We start from the raw sequence: 16,208 nt of genomic DNA on the forward strand, positions 1-16,208 counted from the left end.
GCTCAGGCCGGAATGTCCCAGCTGATGTGCCGGCGGACGTCGGTGAGGTTCATGGACTGGGCCAGGAACAGGTCATCCAGCATGTACTCGTCCACGGCGATGATCCGGATCCAGTGGCCATACCCTTCCGTTTCCGGTTCCAGCGACTGGCTGGACACACAGACGCCGGTGTTCACGTCTACGCGCAGCAGGGACCGGCCGGGCAGGCACAGGGGAGCGGCAGGATCGGCGGGGCGGTAGGCGGCGTTGGGGACCACCACGGCTTCAAGGACTGTCCGGCCCTCGTGGTCGGAATACCCCACCTTCCGGATGTCCAGCGCGTTGCTGCCGGGAAACTCGATGGGCACGGGTGCATTGCCCGCGAGCTCCACGGGGTCCAGCGCCGCCGAGAAGCGGCCGTTGCCGAATCCGGGCTCGCCGTAGGCGGCCTCGGGGCGGCGGCGTACCAGTCCGGCGTCGTCATAGACGGGGGTGACCAGGTGCGGGGGGAGGAGCCAGGACTTGCGCGTGGCGCTCACATAGAAGACGTCCCGGGAATCGTTGATCCCCGTAGTGCTGTGCAGGACCAGGCGCTCGGGGCTCTCTAGCCGGAGCGCCCCCGGACGGCGCAGCCAGGCGCGGACGAACGGGGCGCCCGGGGCGGGGGCCGACGCAAAGGCCTGGTCCCAGTACTCAAACCGCATTGACTGCCACTTCCAAGGGGAGGAGCGGCAGAGGTTCCGGAACACGGCGGCCAGGTCCGCCGGGGAGGCAGGTGATTCCGGAACCGGGCTGCGCCGGGAGTCCCAGGTCGACATATACACATTTTACGCGGGGGCGCTACGGCGGGAATGGGTGGATCCAGTAGCATCCGAGGGGTGATCGGACGACTCGGTGAACTTTGGCAGCACACCCCGCTTGCCTTCTGGCTGGTGCTGGCGGCCTGCCTCTACTTTGCGGTGATGGCGGTGCGGCTGACCATCATCGACGTCCGGCACCACCTTTTGCCCAACCGGATCGTCTTTCCGTCCTATGCGGTGGCCGGCGTGCTTCTTCTGGCGGCAGCCGCCGTTGCCTGGGCCAGCCCACTTTCGGCCGCCGGTGACACCACTGGGATCCTGTCGGCCCCTGCCCTCCGCGTGGTGGCCGGGGCCGGGATCCTGTGGCTGTTCTACTTCGTCCTCCGGTTTGTGTACCCGCCGGGCATGGGGTTCGGCGACGTCAAACTCGCAGGAGTGCTGGGCATGTACCTTGGCTATCTCAGCTGGGGACACCTGTTCGCTGGGACCTTCCTGGCCTTCCTGCTGGGCGGCCTGTGGTCCGTAGCCCTTCTTGCAGCCCGGCGGGGGACTTTGAAATCCTCCATCCCGTTCGGGCCGTTCATGCTCGCCGGGGCCGCAGCCGCCATGCTGCTTCCCGCCTGAGCGGCGGGGCGTCCGCTTGGTGATTGGATAGGCTGGCGCTATGCCTGCACCCGAATACGTCCTGAAGCTCCGCAAGAAGATCGGCAACGATCCCATCTGGGTTCCCGGTGTGCGGGGCGTGGTGGTGGATGACGCCGGCCGGATCCTGCTGGCCCAGCGGGCTGACAACGGCCAATGGGCGCTGGTCAGCGGCATGCTGGACCCCGGCGAGCAGCCGGCCCGCGGGCTGATCCGTGAGATCTTCGAGGAAACGGCTGTGGTGGCCGAGGCAGAGCGCGTGGTGTCGGTTGGCGCTGTGGGGCCGGTCACGTATCCCAACGGGGACGTCTGCGAATTCCTGGACGTCGTGTTCCTGTGCCGCTACGTCTCCGGCGAAGCCAGGGTCAATGACGATGAATCCCTGGCTGTCGGCTGGTTTACCTTTGATGACCTTCCCGACCTGATGCCCGGGCACCTCACCAGCATCCGCCAGGCGCTGGCGCCCTCCGCAGCCGTCCACTTCGAGCCCTAGAGGCTGCCGCGACGGCCGTCAGCGGCCTTGGGAAACCAGCTCGCCGTCGTCGTCCTTCACACTGGCCACGCCACGTCCGGCTTCTGCGTCCCCGGCAGTGGCGGCGGGAAGCCCGGCGGCGAGCCGTTCTGCCTCCTCGCCGCCCACAGCCTCACCGCGGGCCACCATACCGGCGGTGTCGGACAACGGGATCTGCTTCAGCGTGAGGGCCAGCAGCAGCGCGACGGCGATGAAGGGGAGCAGGTACCAGAACACGGGCGCCAGGGAGTCGGCGTAGGCGTTCACGATGGCGTCGCGCAGCTGTTCCGGGAGTTGGTTCAGTGCCTGCGGATCCAGGGTCCGGGTGGACTGCCCGGCCTGCTCGGCGGAGGCGCCGGCGCCGGTGAAGGCGCTGGTGAGGGCCTCGGACAACCGGGTGGTGAAGATCGAGCCGAACACGGCCACGCCCATGGCGGCTCCCACTTCGCGGAAGTAGTTGTTGGTGCTGGTGGCGGTGCCGATCTGGTCTGCCGGTACGGAGTTCTGGACCACCAGGACCACCACTTGCATGATCAGGCCCAGGCCGGCGCCGAAGACGAACAGCTGCAGGCAGATGACCCAGATGGGGGTGCTGGCGGCAAGGGTGGTCATCCAGAGCATGGCTGCCATGGTGAAGACGGCGCCCAGGATGGGGAACATCCTGTACTTGCCTGTTTTGGAGATCCGGATGCCGGAGTAGATGGAGGTGCCCATGAGGCCGGCCATCATGGGGAGCATGAGGAGCCCGGATTCTGCGGCGGACGTGCCGGAGGACATCTGCAGGAACGTGGGGACGAATGCGATGGCGGAGAACATGCCCAGGCCCAGGGTGAAGCCGATGGCCGTGGCGTTGATGAAGATCCGGTTCCGGAACAGGCTCAGCGGGATGATGGGGTCCTCGGCGCGCCGCTCAACCAGGATGAAGGCGGCCGCGGACACGAGCAGGCCCACTCCAAAGGCCCAGGTGAGGGGCGAATCCCAGCCCTGGTCCTTCTTGCCGCCAAAGTCGGTGAAGAAGATCAGGCACGTGGTGGCGGCGGACAGCAGGACAACGCCCAGGACGTCGATCCGCTTTTCCGCCTTCTTGTTGGGCAGGGTCAGGGCGAACCAGGCGATGGCGAAGGCGGCCAGGCCAACCGGGATGTTGATGTAGAAGGCCCATTCCCAGGTGAGGTGGTCCACGAAGAAGCCGCCCAGCAGCGGGCCGGCCACGGCCGAGAGGCCGAAGATGGCACCGAGCGGACCCATGTACTTGCCGCGCTCCTTGGCGGGAACGATGTCGGCGATGATGGCCTGGGAGAGGATCATGAGCCCGCCGCCGCCCAGGCCCTGGATGGCGCGGAAGATGACGAATCCCCAGAAATCGGTGGCCAGGGCGCAGCCCACCGACGCGAGCGTGAAGAGCGCGATGGCCACCAGGAAGAGGTTGCGGCGGCCCAGGATGTCGCCGAACTTGCCGTAGATCGGCATCACGATGGTGGTGGCCAGCAGGTAGGCGGTGGTGATCCAGGCCTGGTGCTCCACCCCGCCAAGCTTGCCCACGATGGTGGGCATGGCCGTGGAGACAATGGTCTGGTCCAGGCTGGACAGCAGCATTCCGGCGATCAGCGCCGAGAAGATGATCCAGATGCGTTTTTGCGTCAACAGCAGGGGCCCTGCCGGCGCCTTGGTGGTGGCGGTACTCATGATTGTCCTTCTGCTGCGGTGGTGTCAGTGGTGTTGAACGGTTGTGAAAACAGGATGCTGGCGGCGGAAATGTTCTCCAGCAGCAGGTCCGGGTAGCTGCGGGTGTTGCCGTCGGAGAAGTAGGCCATGCTGCTTTTGCGGGCGATGGTGCTGAGCAGGACCACGGCCATCTGCACCACCGGGTGGTCGGCGGCTACTCCTTCGCGCCGGGCAACGTCCCGGGCGAACTGGGCCTCGCGCTGCTCCGTGACGCCGATGATCCTGAGGATGAGCTGCGGTTCCTTGCGGACCACCCCGATGAGCTGCCGGGTGTCTTCCTCCGAGGCCGACATGTCTTCGGCCAGGCGCAGGGAGAGTGTCACCAGGTCCCGGAAGAGGGTGGGGGAGATCTGTCCTGCCGGTGATCCGGCTCCGCCGGCAACGAACTCCTCGATGACGTCGGACGGGATGTCGTCGTCCGCGTGGCCGATGATGGCGTCTTCCTTGGTGGGGAAGTAGTTGAAGAAGGTCCGGCGGGAGATGCCCGCGGCCTCGCACACTTCCTCCACGGTATATCCGTTGAGTCCGCGTTCAGCCGTCAGGGTCCGGGCAGCCGAGGTGATGGCGCTGCGGGTGGCCGCGCGCTTGCGCTCACGCAGGCCGTCAGAAGGTGCACTATCAGTCACAAAGTAAATTTTTGCACTAAAACATCTGGAGTGCAAACTTCAGTTGCCGACCTGCAGTTGCCTTAAAGTACGACGGCGGCCGGCGCCTTTCGTGCGAAAGGTGCCGGCCGCCGTTGGAGGTTTTGGCCTGTTGGGCCTTGTTTGGCTTGTCAGGCCTTGTGGGCCGGGGCCGTCATGGTGGTAACGTCCAGGGCTTTGTCGAGATCGGCTTCGGAGACCTTGCCGTCGCCCTCGCCGACGAAGCCGAGCTTCTCGGTGGCCTGGCGGATGGTCAGGCCCTCCTTGACGGCGGTCTTGGCGATCTTGGCGGCGTTCTCGTAGCCGATGTACTTGTTCAGCGGGGTGACGATGGACGGGGAAGCCTCAGCCAGGAAGCGAGCGCGCTCCACGTTCGCGGTGATGCCGTCGATCATCTTGTCCGCCATGACGCGGCTGGTGTTGGCCAGCAGGCGAATGGACTCCAGCAGGTTGGCGGCCATGACCGGGATGCCCACGTTGAGTTCGAAGGCGCCGTTGGTGCCGGACCAGGCGATGGCGGTGTCGTTGCCGATGACCTGGGCGGCCACCATGATGGAGGCCTCACAGATGACCGGGTTCACCTTGCCGGGCATGATCGAGGAGCCGGGCTGCAGGTCCGGAATGGCGATTTCGCCGAGGCCCGTGTTGGGGCCCGAACCCATCCAGCGAAGGTCGTTGTTGATCTTCATGAACGAGATGGCGATGTTGCGCAGCTGGCTGGACGCTTCAATCAGGCCGTCGCGGTTGGCCTGGGCCTCAAAGTGGTCGCGGGCCTCGGTCAGCGGCAGGCCGGTGTCCGTGGCGAGCAGCTCGATGACGCGCTCGGGGAAGCCGGCGGGGGTGTTGATGCCGGTGCCCACGGCGGTGCCGCCCAGGGGCACCTCAGCCACGCGGGGGAGCGAGGCGTTGATGCGCTCGATGCCGTAGCGGACCTGCGCCGCGTAGCCGCCGAACTCCTGGCCCAGGGTGACCGGGGTGGCGTCCATGAGGTGGGTGCGCCCGGACTTGACGACGTCCTTGAACTCAACGGCCTTGCGCTCCAGCGACTCTGCCAGGTAGCCCAGGGCGGGAATGAGGTCGTTGATCAGCGCGGACGTGGCGGCAACGTGCACGGACGTGGGGAACACGTCGTTGGAGGACTGCGAGGCGTTGACGTGGTCGTTGGGGTGGACCACCTTGTCGCTGCCTGCGGCCTTCAGCGCACGCGTGGCCAGCTCTGCCAGGACCTCGTTGGTGTTCATGTTCGAGGAGGTGCCGGAGCCGGTCTGGAAAACGTCGATGGGGAAGTCGCCGTCGTACTTGCCGGCAGCCACCTCATCGGCAGCGTCGGCAATCGCCTTGGCCAGCTCGCCGTCGAGCACGCCCAGTTCTGCGTTGGCCTGGGCGGCAGCCTTCTTGACCCGTGCCAGCGCCTCGATGTGGGTGCGCTCCAGGGTCTTGCCGGAGATGGGGAAATTCTCTACTGCCCGCTGCGTCTGCGCGCGGTACAGTGCGTTCACGGGGACGCGGACTTCGCCCATCGTGTCATGTTCAATGCGGAACTCTTCAGTGGAAGTCATGGGGCTAGCTTATGGCTCCCGGGTGCCCCATCGAAAACCGTTAAGGGAGCATCGCCGGCGGCCCGCTGGGCCGCCGGCGCAGGGTTCCTAGAGCTCGCCGATTCCGGAAACAAGGTCGGCGCGGCCCTCTGCCAGACGGTACGACAGGCCGATGACCGCGGTCCGGCCCTCCTCGATTGCGGTGGAAATCACACGCGAGCTGTCCGCAAGGCGATGGGACATCTGCTTGACGTTCTCCACCACCATGTCGTTGACCTCGGGCTGGTTGTTCCGCAGGGACGTCAGGACGGAAGGCGTAATGCGTTCCACGAGGTCGCGGATGAAGCCTGCGGGCATTTCACCGGTCTCCACGGCATCCCTGGTGGCGGTTACGGCGCCGCAGCTGTCGTGCCCAAGGACCACGATCAGCGGCACCCCCAGCACCGCGACGCTGTATTCCAGGGAGCCCAGGACGGCGTCGTCAATCACCTGTCCGGCGGTGCGGACCACGAAGACGTCGCCCAGGCCGACGTCGAAGATAATTTCGGCAGCGAGCCGGGAGTCGGAGCAGCCGAAGATAACGGCGAAGGGATTTTGCGTCTCGACCAGTTCCGAGCGCCGTGAAGCGTTCTGGTTGGGATGGGAGGATTCGCCGTTTACGAAACGTTCGTTGCCTTCGCGCAGGCGGCGCCAGGCCAGTGCAGGGGTCAGGTTAGTAGCCATGCTTACTACGTTAAGGCGCGGCAGTGGCGGAAGGGGAAACTGTGACGGCGGGGTTGGCGTCAAGAGAAGTGACGACGGCGGCCGCGAGGGTTGAGAATTCCTCCAGCTGCGCTGCGCCGGAGAGGACAACGGTGCTGCCGCGGTAGTTCAGGACCATAGACTTTTCGCCCTTGCCGGTGTCCCGCAGTTCCCAATCCCGGCCACCGGCATTACGCGAGCCGGTAACGGGAGCGTTCTTGGTCTGCTGGAGCAGCCAGGTGGGGTTGGCCTGCGTGGTCTGCACCAAAGCGATGAAGGATGTCTTGGGAGTCACGTAGCCGACCTCCCAGGTAGGCACCCCGCTGCCCGTCCCCGCTTCCCACCGGGCGTAATTTGCCCGGAAGGCGTTGCCGGTGTCCGGTGCCACAGGTGTGAATCCCGCCACATCTGCGGCGTTCCGGGCCACCGACGCCACATCGATGTCCGGGCGGTACCCCTCGCTCTTGGGCTGCGGATTCATGAGGACAACGGGCAGGAACGCCGCGATGCTGAGCACCAGGGCAATGATCATGCCGATCACCGAAGCATTGGCGCGCTTGGCCGCGGCCGCCGGAATGACGGGCTTCACCGGGGTGCCGGCACTGTTGCCCGCGGCGCCGGGACGGCCATCGGGCTGTGCCGGGCCGGAGCTGGGACTGGTGGCTTCCTGCATGTCATTCACCCCTCTATAGTCGCCCATCCCGGAGCCGGAGTTCCATTCGGGCTGGTCCGCGTGCCCCGGCCGGCGGCCAGGCACATTTCGGGGTTGCGTCACGGGCCACCCCCAGCGCGGCGCCACGACTATGATCGATAACAGAGGAATCACCGTTCTGCTGCACCGGCGGGCGGGTTCAATGATCGCCACTCGAAGAAGAGGTTCACGTGTCACCAGCGTCCATGACCCAGAAGTACTCCACGATTTCGCCGTCCCTTGCGGTGGGCCACGACGAGCCGGACCGCAACCTTGCCCTTGAACTTGTCCGCGTCACCGAAGCCGCGGCCATCGCCGGCGGCCACTGGGTTGGCTTCGGTGACAAGAACACCGCCGACGGCGCCGCCGTCGACGCCATGCGTTCCTTCCTGCAGACCGTCCACTTCAACGGCGTCGTGGTCATCGGCGAGGGCGAGAAGGACGAAGCACCCATGCTGTTCAACGGTGAGCGCGTTGGCGACGGCACCGGCCCCGAGGTGGACGTCGCCGTCGACCCGATCGACGGAACCCGCCTGACCGCCCTGGGCATCAACAACGCGCTGGCCGTCCTGGCTGTTGCCGAGCGTGGCTCCATGTTCGATCCCTCCGCCGTGTTCTACATGGAAAAGCTCGTCACCGGCCCCGAGGCCGCAGACATGGTGGACCTGCGCCTGCCGGTCAAGCAGAACCTGCACCTGATCGCCAAGGCCAAGGGCGTGAAAGTCAACCAGCTCAACGTCATGATCCTCGACCGCGACCGCCACCGCCCGCTGGTGGAGGAGATCCGCGAAGCCGGTGCCCGCACCAAATTCATCATGGACGGCGACGTCGCCGGCGCCATTGCCGCGGCCCGCTCCGGCACCGGCGTGGACGCGCTCATGGGCATCGGCGGCACCCCTGAGGGCATCGTGGCAGCCTGTGCCATCAAGTCCCTGGGCGGCGTCATCCAGGGCCGCCTGTGGCCCACCAGCGACGAAGAGAAGCAGAAGGCCATCGACGCCGGGCACGATCTCGAACGGGTGCTTTCCACCAACGACCTCGTTTCCAGCGACAACTGCTACTTCGCCGCCACCGGCATCACGGACGGCGACCTGCTCAAGGGCGTGCGCTACTCCAAGGACAAGGTCCTCACCCAGTCCATCGTGATGCGTTCCAAGTCCGGAACCATCCGTTTCGTGGAGGGCGAGCACCAGGCCAGCAAGTGGGAAGGCTACGCCCGCAAGAATTGACCGCCAGGTCCTGCTGACTGCAAAGCCCCCGGTGCGCCACACACGCGCCGGGGGCTTTGGCGTTAAGGCCTTGGTATAGGGTTTAAGCCATGATTCCTGCTGTTGTGCCCTGTACTGACCGCGCCCTCTGGGACGAGCACGTTGACCGGTTCCAGGGGCATCCGCAACAGCTGTGGGGCTGGGGCGAGACCAAGGCCGCCCACGGCTGGGCCGTTGACCGGGTCCTGGTCAAGGCCGGGGACGAAACCATCGGCTGTGCCCAGCTCCTGGTCCGCCGGCTGCCCGTCCCCTTCCGTGCCCTGGTCTACATTCCCCGGGGACCCATGTGCTCAGTGGAGAACGCGCAGGTGGTCCTGAACCGGCTGGCCGAGCACGCCGCCCTCCGTCACCGGGGCGTGGCCCTCAGCATCGAACCGGACTGGGACCGGGATTCCGCATTCACCGGTGCCGTGGCCGCCGCGGGCTTCCGCGAATCGACCAACACCGTCCTCATTCCGCGCACGCTCATCCTGGACCTCAGCCGCTCCGACGACGAGCTGATGGCCGAGATGTCCAAGTCCACGCGGGCCAACATCCGCAAGGCCATGCGCAGCGACGTTGAATTCCGCAAGGTCAAAAACGATTCCGAGCTGGACCAGGTGCTGGCCATCTACCACCAGACTGCCGAGCGGGCAGGCTTCGGCATCCACGAGGACCAGTACTACCGGGACATCTTCCGGAACCTCGGCGACTCCTCACCGATCATCGCCGCGTTCGATGGCGAGCAGATGCGTGCCTTCACCTGGCTTTCGCGCAGCGGCGCCACCGCCTTCGAGCTCTACGGCGGCGTCTCCGCCGAAGGCCAGAAACAGCGGGTGAACTACGGCGTGAAGTGGGCCGCGCTGCAGGCCATGCGGGAAGACGGTTGCAGCCGCTACGACTTCAACGGCCTCCTGAACGACGGCATTTCCGATTTCAAGAAGCAGTTCGCCAAGCACGAGAACATGCTCATGGGAACGTGGGAAAGGCCGCTGTCGCCGTTCTACCCCGCCTACTCGAAGGCCATGCCGCTCGCCCGCAAGGGCCTCCAGCAGGCGCGCCGGCTGCTGAAAGGCGCCGCCGGGCAGGTCCGCCCGTTGGTCCGGAAACTGCGTCCGGGCAGCTAGCCGCAGGGCCTAACCCGGGCAAGGCCAAAAAAGGCGGCCGCGGCACCTACGAAAGTGCCGCAGCCGCCCTTTTGCTGTTGCGGGCTGCCGGAAGTGCTAGAGACCAGTGGTCACGGCGAAGGCCAGCGCAGGCCCGGTGCTGCCGGCAACCCGGTGGACGTTGACCGGTGCCTCGGCCGCGGCGATGAACGCGCTGCCGCCCTGTGCGAGTTCCAGGTCGCCCTTGGGGGAGTCGAGGTAGACGGCGCCGGCCACCACAATGACCACTGCCGCGCCTGCCTGCGCCAGCGGGACCGGAGCGGCGTCCGGCCCCAGTTCGATGCGCTGCAGCTGGAACTCCCCGAACGGGGGACGGAACAGTTCCTGGTCCATCACCGTCCTTTCCGCGCCGAGCATCGGAACAGCTACAGGATGGAAATCGATGGTGTTCAGGAGTTCCGGGACGTCCACGAATTTGGGCGTCAGGCCGCCGCGCAGGACGTTGTCGGATGACGCCATGACCTCCACGCCCAGCCCGTGCAGGTAGGCGTGCACGTTTCCGGCGGGAAGGTAGACCGCCTCACCGGGCTTCAGGGAGATCCGGTTCAGCAGCAGTGAGATCAGCACGCCGGGATCACCGGGATACTTTTCGTTGAGGCTGATGACAGTGCCCAGCTCGGCCTGGTAGGGCTCAAGCGGTGCCCCGGACAGGAGGGCTGCCACCACCAGGGCGGTGTCCTCTGCCACGCCCTGGCCGCCGGCGATCAGCCGTTCAAAAGCCCGGCGCAGTCCTGCGCTTTCATCCGGGGCGGCAAGATCCTCGATCAGGGCCTGGACCAGCTCCGGGGACTGGCCGCCCGCGGGGAAGGCAGCCGCAACGTGATGCAGGATCTTCCGGGTCTCGGCCGCCGGCCGGAATCCGCACAATGCCTCGAACGGCGTGAGCGCGAAGATCATCTCGGGCTTGTGGTTGTCATCCTTGTAGTTCCGGTTGGGAGCATGGGCATCCAGCCCGGCTGCGTTTTCCCGGGCGAATCCTTCCCGGGCCTGGTCCAGGCTCGGGTGGACCTGCAGGGAGAGCGGCTGCGCGGCCGCAAGGATCTTGGCCAGGAACGGCAGCCGGGGGCCAAAGGCCGCCACAGATTCCGCGCCCAGGAAATGTTCGGGGTCGGAGGAGATCAGGAAATCCAGTGGGCTCCGGGTCCCGTCCTCCGGCAGGTGCGCCACGGACGGCGAGTCAGGGTGCGCGCCGATCCACAGTTCAGCCTCCGGGCGCCCCGACTCGGGACGGCCCAGCAGCGACGCGATCGCCGTCGTCGAACCCCAGGCGTAGTCCCGCAGGACGTTGTCAATCTCGTACAAAACCGTTCCGTTCCTTGATGGGTGGGAGCTGATGGGTGGGCCCTAGAGCGGGGCGCACTGACCGTTGGTGGCCACGAGTTGGCGGATGGCCTCCTCGTTGCCCTCCAGCTTGAGTTGGGTCAGCATCTCTTCGGTGATCGGCTCGCCGTCGGGTGTGGTGGTCACCGGCGTGAAGTCCGACGGCGAGGGCTGCCGGGCAGCGCTGCCCGCGGCGGGCAGGGTGGCGGGGACAGCCCCGGCCGCCTGGACGTGTCCGGCGCCTGCCTGCGGAACTGCCGTGCCGTCGTCGGGAATTCCTGCCGACTGTGCACCCTTGGCGGATGCGGATGCCAGCAGCTGGTCCACCCGTTCGTGGATCTGGTCGAAGTCGGGGTTCGTGGAGAACGACGCATCGAAGTCCGGAGGGCCGATGGTCAGCCGTTTGACGTCCTTGCCTCGCGCCTTGATCGCGAGGTCCAGGAAACTGCCCAGCTGGGCGGAAGAGATGTTTGATTCCACCACCTTGGTTCCCGCGCCGGCGATGTCCTCGAACTTGGACAGCAGGGTGGCGGGGTCAAGCTGTTTCAGCATTGCCTGCTGCACGCACTGCTGGCGCTGGATGCGGGAGTAGTCGTCCACGTACTCGCGCGAGCGTCCGTACCAGAGGGCCTGGGCGCCGTTGAGCGTCTGGTCTCCGGCCGGAATCCACCCGAGGGGCATCCCGTGGGTCTTGGTGGCCTCGTCGAAGTAGCCGCTCATGGGAACCCAGCCGCCGGCCTTGATCCGGATGCCGCCCATGGCGTCGATCAGGGTGGAGAACCCCTCCATGTCAACGAGCACGTAAGCCTGGATTTTCATGCCCAGCGTTCCGGAAACGGCCTCCATGGTTGCCTGCGCTCCGGGGTCCGCCACACCGGGATAGAGGTCCGCGTGCTCGTTGGTGACCTCGGTGTTGATGGCGTTGATCAGGCACTCGTCGCCGCAGTCGTAGCCGTCGGGATAGATGGCCCGCATGGGGGAGTCTTCGCTGAACTGCGCGTTCTGGAAGTTCCTGGGGACGGAAATAATGGCGGTCTGGCCCGTTTGGGCGTCCACGCTCAGGATGGACAGGCTGTCCGGCCGGCGGCCCGTGCGGTCATCGCCGGCGTCGCCGCCCATCATGAGGAAGTTGTAGCGCCCGTCCACCGGCTCGATGGCGGGACCGGACGAAAAGATGTTGCCGATGGCGTTGCGGCCTACGTTCAGCAGGTAGGCGGCATACCCCATGGAGCCACTGCCCAGGACCAGGGCCACCACCAGGGCTATGCCGACGGCGGGGCGGGCCCGCGGCGCCAGCAGGACAGGGCGGATGAGGCGCAGGGTATTCAGGAACAGGAGGGCCCAGCCGAGGGCCAGCGCCGACATCACGACCACCAGCAGCAGCGAGGTGACCGGGTTGGTGGCGATGCTGATGACCAGGCTCCGGTTGACCAGCAAGAGAACCACTGCCAGCAGCAGGAGTGCCCACACGCAGAGCGTTACCCGCAGGGCAGTCCGTCCCAGCTTCCTGTCGCCTGCCACGAGTTGGGCGCTGCCCGGTACCAGGAGGGTCAGCAGGACCAGGACGAAGGCACGCTTGGTCCTGACCGCGGGAGAAGCACTGACCGGATAGCGGACCGGGTCCGTCAGTGACGGACCGGTGCCGGTATTGAGAACGCTGCTGCTGGCCATGCCCGGCGCCCTAACGGCTGCCCCGAAGAGCGCTGGAGCCGCCGGGGAAGACTTCGCTGACTTTCTGCCGCAGGTTCGCGCCCTTGCGGGTGGCGACGGCGTTCAGGTCCGCGGCGAAGTCGAGGAGATCGGAGCGCAGGGACGCGGCAAGTTCATCGGTGCCGGACGCCAGCATCCGCACGGCCAGGAGCCCTGCGTTGCGGGCACCGGCGATGGAGACCGTGGCCACCGGCACGCCTGCCGGCATCTGGACGATGGAGAGCAGGGAGTCCATCCCGTCGAGGGTCTTCAGGGGAACGGGAACCCCGATCACCGGCAGGGGCGTGACGCTGGCAAGCATGCCCGGCAGGTGGGCCGCGCCGCCGGCACCGGCGATGATGACGCGCAGCCCGCGCTCGTGCGCGGTTTGGCCGTACCGGATCATCTCGGTGGGCATCCGGTGGGCGGAGACGACGTCCGCTTCAAAGGGGATGCCGAATTCGGCCAGGGCGTCCGCCGCAGCCTCCATGACCGGCCAGTCAGAGTCGGAGCCCATGACCAGGCCCACCAGGGGGCCAGCGGCGGAACCGGCGGCGGGGGTGGCTTCGGCGCTCATGCGTTCTCCTCGAAAATTGCGGAAGGTTCTTCGGTGGTAACCCGCCCGTCGCGGATGATGCCCGCCACGGCCGTGGCCCGGCGGCGGACGGAGTCCACTTCCGTCGTCGAACTGCCCATCAGGTTGACGTGGCCGATCTTGCGCCCGGGCCGCACCGACTTGCCGTAGCAGTGCACCTTGGCAGCGGGTTCGGTGGCCAGCGCCATGGGGTAGGCGGAGTACAGATCCTGGTTGTCTCCGCCCAGGAAGTTCTTCATCACGGTTACGGGTGCCAGCGCGTCGGTGGCACCCAACGGCAGGTTCAGGACTGCGCGGAGGTGCTGTTCGAACTGGCTGGTGATGGAACCGTCCTGGGTCCAGTGGCCGGTGTTGTGTGGGCGCATGGCCAGTTCGTTGATCAGGAAGCCGGCCCCCGTGCCCGGGGTTTCGAACAGTTCCACGGCAAGGACGCCGGTGACGTCAAGCTCGGCGGCGATGCGCAATGCTGCGTCCTCAGCTGCGGCAGCAACCTCCAGCGGGATGTCCAGCGCGGGTGCGATCACCTCGTCGCAGACGCCGTCCACCTGGATGGTGTGGACCACGGGCCAGGCGCGGGCCTCGCCATCGGGGGTGCGGGCCACGAGGGCGGAGAGTTCGCGGGTGAACTCGACCTTCGCCTCGGCCAGCAGGGGACTCATGGCGGCAAACCAGTCGGCGGCTTCCGCGGCCTCTTCCGCTGAGGCGACGATCCGCACACCCTTGCCGTCGTAGCCGCCGCGGGGGGTTTTCAGCACTACGGGCCAGCCTGTTTCGTCGCCGAAGCGGACCAGCGCGTCAACGTCCGCCACGGACGCCCACGCGGGATTGGGCAGTTCCAGCCGGTCGATGGCGGCCCGCATGACCAGCTTGTCCTGGGCATGGACCAGGGCATCCGGTCCGGGCTGGACGTTGACTCCGGCATCCTGCAGGGCGCGGAGGTGGTCCGTCGGCACGTGCTCGTGGTCGAACGTCATGACATCCAGGCCTTCTGCGAAGTCCAGGAGTGTCTGCAGGTCCTTGTAATCGCCCACCGGTGTGGCGGGGACGGCCGACACTGCCGAAACGTCCTCGCCTTCGGCGAGGACACGCAGTTCAAAGCCGAGTGCTGTAGCGGCAGGGGCCATCATTCGCGCGAGCTGGCCGCCGCCAACCACGCCTATCACTGGAAAAGTCACATCTGCCAGCCTACCGAAGACGGGCCCGATCCCGCTTTTACGGCCCGGCGGGTGAACGGTATTTTCCACGGGCGGGACATAGGTCACCTGCTTCTGCGGGGCGGCTCAAAGCTTTGGGGGCTAAAATGGACCTTTGGCCGAGTGGCCCACAGTTCGTCGCGGCCATGGAGGGTCATGTTTAGTGCACTTGCAGATCGTATCCGGGGGCTCGCCTCACTCTTCTGGCGCGAGGTGGCCAAGTTCGGTGCGGTGGGCGGTGTGGCGTTCGTCATTGACAACGGCCTGACCTATTACCTGATGCACGGCCCCATGTCGGACAGCGAGGCGAAGGCGCGATTCGTGGGCGCGACCGTTGCCACGGTCTTCTCGTGGGTGGCAAACCGCTTCTGGACCTTCCGGCACCGCCGGCAGGCCAACGTGCTCCGCGAGTTCATCATGTTCGTCATCATCAACGGCATTGGCATCGGCATCTCCACCGGATTTACGGCACTGGCCAAGTACTGGATGGGAATCGACGACAAGAACCTGCTGTTCCTGGCGGGCGTGGCCGGCATCCTGGTGGCCACGGTTGTCCGCTTCTTCGCGTACCGGTTCCTGGTCTTCAACCAGGAACTGGACCAGGAGCCGGAATTCTCCCACGACCACGAAATCATCGAAGCCCACCCGCACCGCGAGCCCGCACGCGCGGCGGAGCGTCCGGCGCCCACTTCCGCCGACGGCGGCCCGCAGGCCTAGCGTTCAGCACTGCTAGCTGCCGTGGATGCGTTCGTCCGCGCGCAGTTTGTCAGTGAGGGCCACCTCGGGATGGGTCAGCACCACCGACCCGTCCCGCAGCCAGGCACCCAGCGCACTGGACAACGCTGATTCGAGTCCCCGGTCTGCGGGGATATGAACCCTGGCGCCCTCCTCATGCTGCAGGGCAAAACCGGTCAACAAGTCCCGGTGGGGGATGGCATTCCCGTCGGCGGTCCGGAGGGCGCAGCCTGCCGGATCCGGATCGGTGTGCGGCATGAACACGTCCCCGTGGGAACGCACTTCGGCCGCGTAGTCGATCCAACCCGCGGGAAGACCGCCGGCCCACCGCATGGCGAGGGCGGGGAGCGCCACGGCGATGACAGCGTCATGCTGCCCGGTGGCCGCAGCGGGATCGTCTGTGGCGAGGAAGTCGGCCGGGCCGCCGTCGAATACTGTTTCCAGGCCAAGCTGCCAGCCGGCCAGCGCCCACACCATGGCTTTCCAGTGCGCCGGAAGGGCAAGCCGCAGCCGCATGCCCGGCTCCGCATCCAGTTCGTCCTGCAGCAGGTTGCTGGTCTTTGCCACCCAGTTGTCCAGGACCCGTCCGGACAATTCCACCCGCTCCGAGTCTGGGCCGTACCACGTGAGGCGTGGGGCCGTGGAGTTGCCCGAGCGAAGGGTGCCCATCAGGTCGATTGCGGGGGTTGTCGTCATGGGTTCATCCTGCCACTCCGGTTTGCCCCGGTCATCCGGCGGCAGCTGCCTTTTCTTCGCACGCAGCCATAAGTGATGTTAATCACCATGGTTGCTAAGCGTGCTTGCTATTTCCGCGAAGACCGGGTATTTTCCCCGCCAGCCTTGTGTTTTTGAGGGGTTTTGGGCCCTGGAGGCCGGGCTGCCGTCCACGCCACGCCGGGGCCGGGAAAAATCCCGGGCGTGGCGTGCGCAAGCTTCTGAAGCGGGACTGTCTATTATCCCGGCAACGGCTTGACTAGCCCTAGTTACACACG

The 16,208-nt window shown here is 66.5% G+C and carries 16 protein-coding genes; 5 read left to right on the plus strand and 11 right to left on the minus strand.

The annotated features are described in order from the left end of the window. Window positions 1-2: 2 nt before the first annotated feature. The gene (locus tag LDO22_RS20140; RefSeq protein ID WP_224025451.1) at window positions 3-797 is read right to left on the minus strand and encodes a hypothetical protein; all 795 of its coding nucleotides are present in this window, start codon (window positions 795-797) and stop codon (window positions 3-5) included. 60 nt (window positions 798-857) lie between these two features. Here LDO22_RS20140 and LDO22_RS20145 point away from each other — a divergent pair, with 60 nt between their 5' ends. Next, window positions 858-1,403, plus strand: coding sequence for an A24 family peptidase (locus LDO22_RS20145; protein ID WP_224025452.1), 546 nt, complete (start codon window positions 858-860; stop codon window positions 1,401-1,403). Between the two features lie 40 nt (window positions 1,404-1,443). Beyond that, window positions 1,444-1,914, plus strand: a complete 471-nt coding sequence (locus tag LDO22_RS20150) for an NUDIX domain-containing protein (RefSeq protein ID WP_224025453.1) — start codon at window positions 1,444-1,446, stop codon at window positions 1,912-1,914. 18 nt (window positions 1,915-1,932) lie between these two features. Here LDO22_RS20150 and LDO22_RS20155 read toward each other — a convergent pair whose 3' ends face one another. From LDO22_RS20155 to LDO22_RS20175, 5 genes are all read right to left on the minus strand, one after another. Next, window positions 1,933-3,618 (minus strand): MDR family MFS transporter, encoded by a 1,686-nt coding sequence (locus LDO22_RS20155; RefSeq protein WP_224025454.1) that lies wholly within the window; start codon window positions 3,616-3,618, stop codon window positions 1,933-1,935. Beyond that, window positions 3,615-4,283: a TetR/AcrR family transcriptional regulator gene (locus LDO22_RS20160; protein ID WP_224025455.1), complete on the minus strand. Its 669-nt coding sequence runs from the start codon at window positions 4,281-4,283 to the stop codon at window positions 3,615-3,617. The genes LDO22_RS20155 and LDO22_RS20160 overlap by 4 nt, the downstream gene beginning before the upstream one ends. Before the next feature lie 149 nt (window positions 4,284-4,432). After that, entirely contained in the window at window positions 4,433-5,860 is a 1,428-nt protein-coding gene (locus tag LDO22_RS20165; RefSeq protein WP_159632527.1) for a class II fumarate hydratase, read from the minus strand. Between the two features lie 87 nt (window positions 5,861-5,947). Further along, entirely contained in the window at window positions 5,948-6,562 is a 615-nt protein-coding gene (locus LDO22_RS20170) for a carbonic anhydrase (RefSeq protein ID WP_159632526.1), read from the minus strand. 10 nt (window positions 6,563-6,572) lie between these two features. Further along, the gene (locus tag LDO22_RS20175; protein ID WP_224027291.1) at window positions 6,573-7,253 is read right to left on the minus strand and encodes a DUF4245 domain-containing protein; all 681 of its coding nucleotides are present in this window, start codon (window positions 7,251-7,253) and stop codon (window positions 6,573-6,575) included. A 224-nt stretch (window positions 7,254-7,477) separates the two neighbouring features. Here LDO22_RS20175 and glpX point away from each other — a divergent pair, with 224 nt between their 5' ends. Next, a complete protein-coding gene (gene glpX / locus LDO22_RS20180) occupies window positions 7,478-8,500 on the plus strand; it encodes a class II fructose-bisphosphatase (protein WP_200830737.1) in 1,023 nt (340 codons plus the stop codon). Between the two features lie 89 nt (window positions 8,501-8,589). Continuing rightward, complete coding sequence (locus LDO22_RS20185) at window positions 8,590-9,645, plus strand: peptidoglycan bridge formation glycyltransferase FemA/FemB family protein (protein WP_224025456.1); 1,056 nt, start codon at window positions 8,590-8,592, stop codon at window positions 9,643-9,645. Window positions 9,646-9,741: 96 nt separating this feature from the next. On the opposite strand, the gene manA is transcribed toward LDO22_RS20185, so the two are convergent. Genes manA through LDO22_RS20205 form a run of 4 tightly spaced genes read right to left on the minus strand, consistent with a single transcriptional unit; the run spans window position 9,742 to window position 14,463 of the window. Continuing rightward, window positions 9,742-10,986 carry a mannose-6-phosphate isomerase, class I gene (gene manA / locus LDO22_RS20190; protein WP_224025457.1) on the minus strand — a complete coding sequence of 415 codons (1,245 nt, stop codon included), beginning with the start codon at window positions 10,984-10,986 and terminating at the stop codon, window positions 9,742-9,744. A 42-nt stretch (window positions 10,987-11,028) separates the two neighbouring features. Beyond that, a complete protein-coding gene (locus LDO22_RS20195) occupies window positions 11,029-12,675 on the minus strand; it encodes an LCP family protein (RefSeq protein ID WP_224025458.1) in 1,647 nt (548 codons plus the stop codon). Window positions 12,676-12,685: 10 nt separating this feature from the next. Next, complete coding sequence (gene purE / locus LDO22_RS20200) at window positions 12,686-13,270, minus strand: 5-(carboxyamino)imidazole ribonucleotide mutase (RefSeq protein ID WP_159632521.1); 585 nt, start codon at window positions 13,268-13,270, stop codon at window positions 12,686-12,688. Then, window positions 13,267-14,463, minus strand: a complete 1,197-nt coding sequence (locus LDO22_RS20205) for a 5-(carboxyamino)imidazole ribonucleotide synthase (RefSeq protein WP_224025459.1) — start codon at window positions 14,461-14,463, stop codon at window positions 13,267-13,269. Before LDO22_RS20205 ends, purE begins: the two co-directional genes overlap by 4 nt. A gap of 174 nt (window positions 14,464-14,637) precedes the next feature. Here LDO22_RS20205 and LDO22_RS20210 point away from each other — a divergent pair, with 174 nt between their 5' ends. Further along, entirely contained in the window at window positions 14,638-15,198 is a 561-nt protein-coding gene (locus LDO22_RS20210; RefSeq protein ID WP_159632519.1) for a GtrA family protein, read from the plus strand. Window positions 15,199-15,210: 12 nt separating this feature from the next. On the opposite strand, the gene LDO22_RS20215 is transcribed toward LDO22_RS20210, so the two are convergent. Then, entirely contained in the window at window positions 15,211-15,912 is a 702-nt protein-coding gene (locus LDO22_RS20215; RefSeq protein ID WP_159632518.1) for a TIGR03089 family protein, read from the minus strand. Between the last annotated feature and the right edge of the window lie 296 nt (window positions 15,913-16,208).

Origin of the sequence: Arthrobacter sp. NicSoilC5 (assembly GCF_019977395.1) — a bacterium.
In the GTDB taxonomy this organism is placed as follows: Bacteria; Actinomycetota; Actinomycetes; order Actinomycetales; family Micrococcaceae; genus Arthrobacter.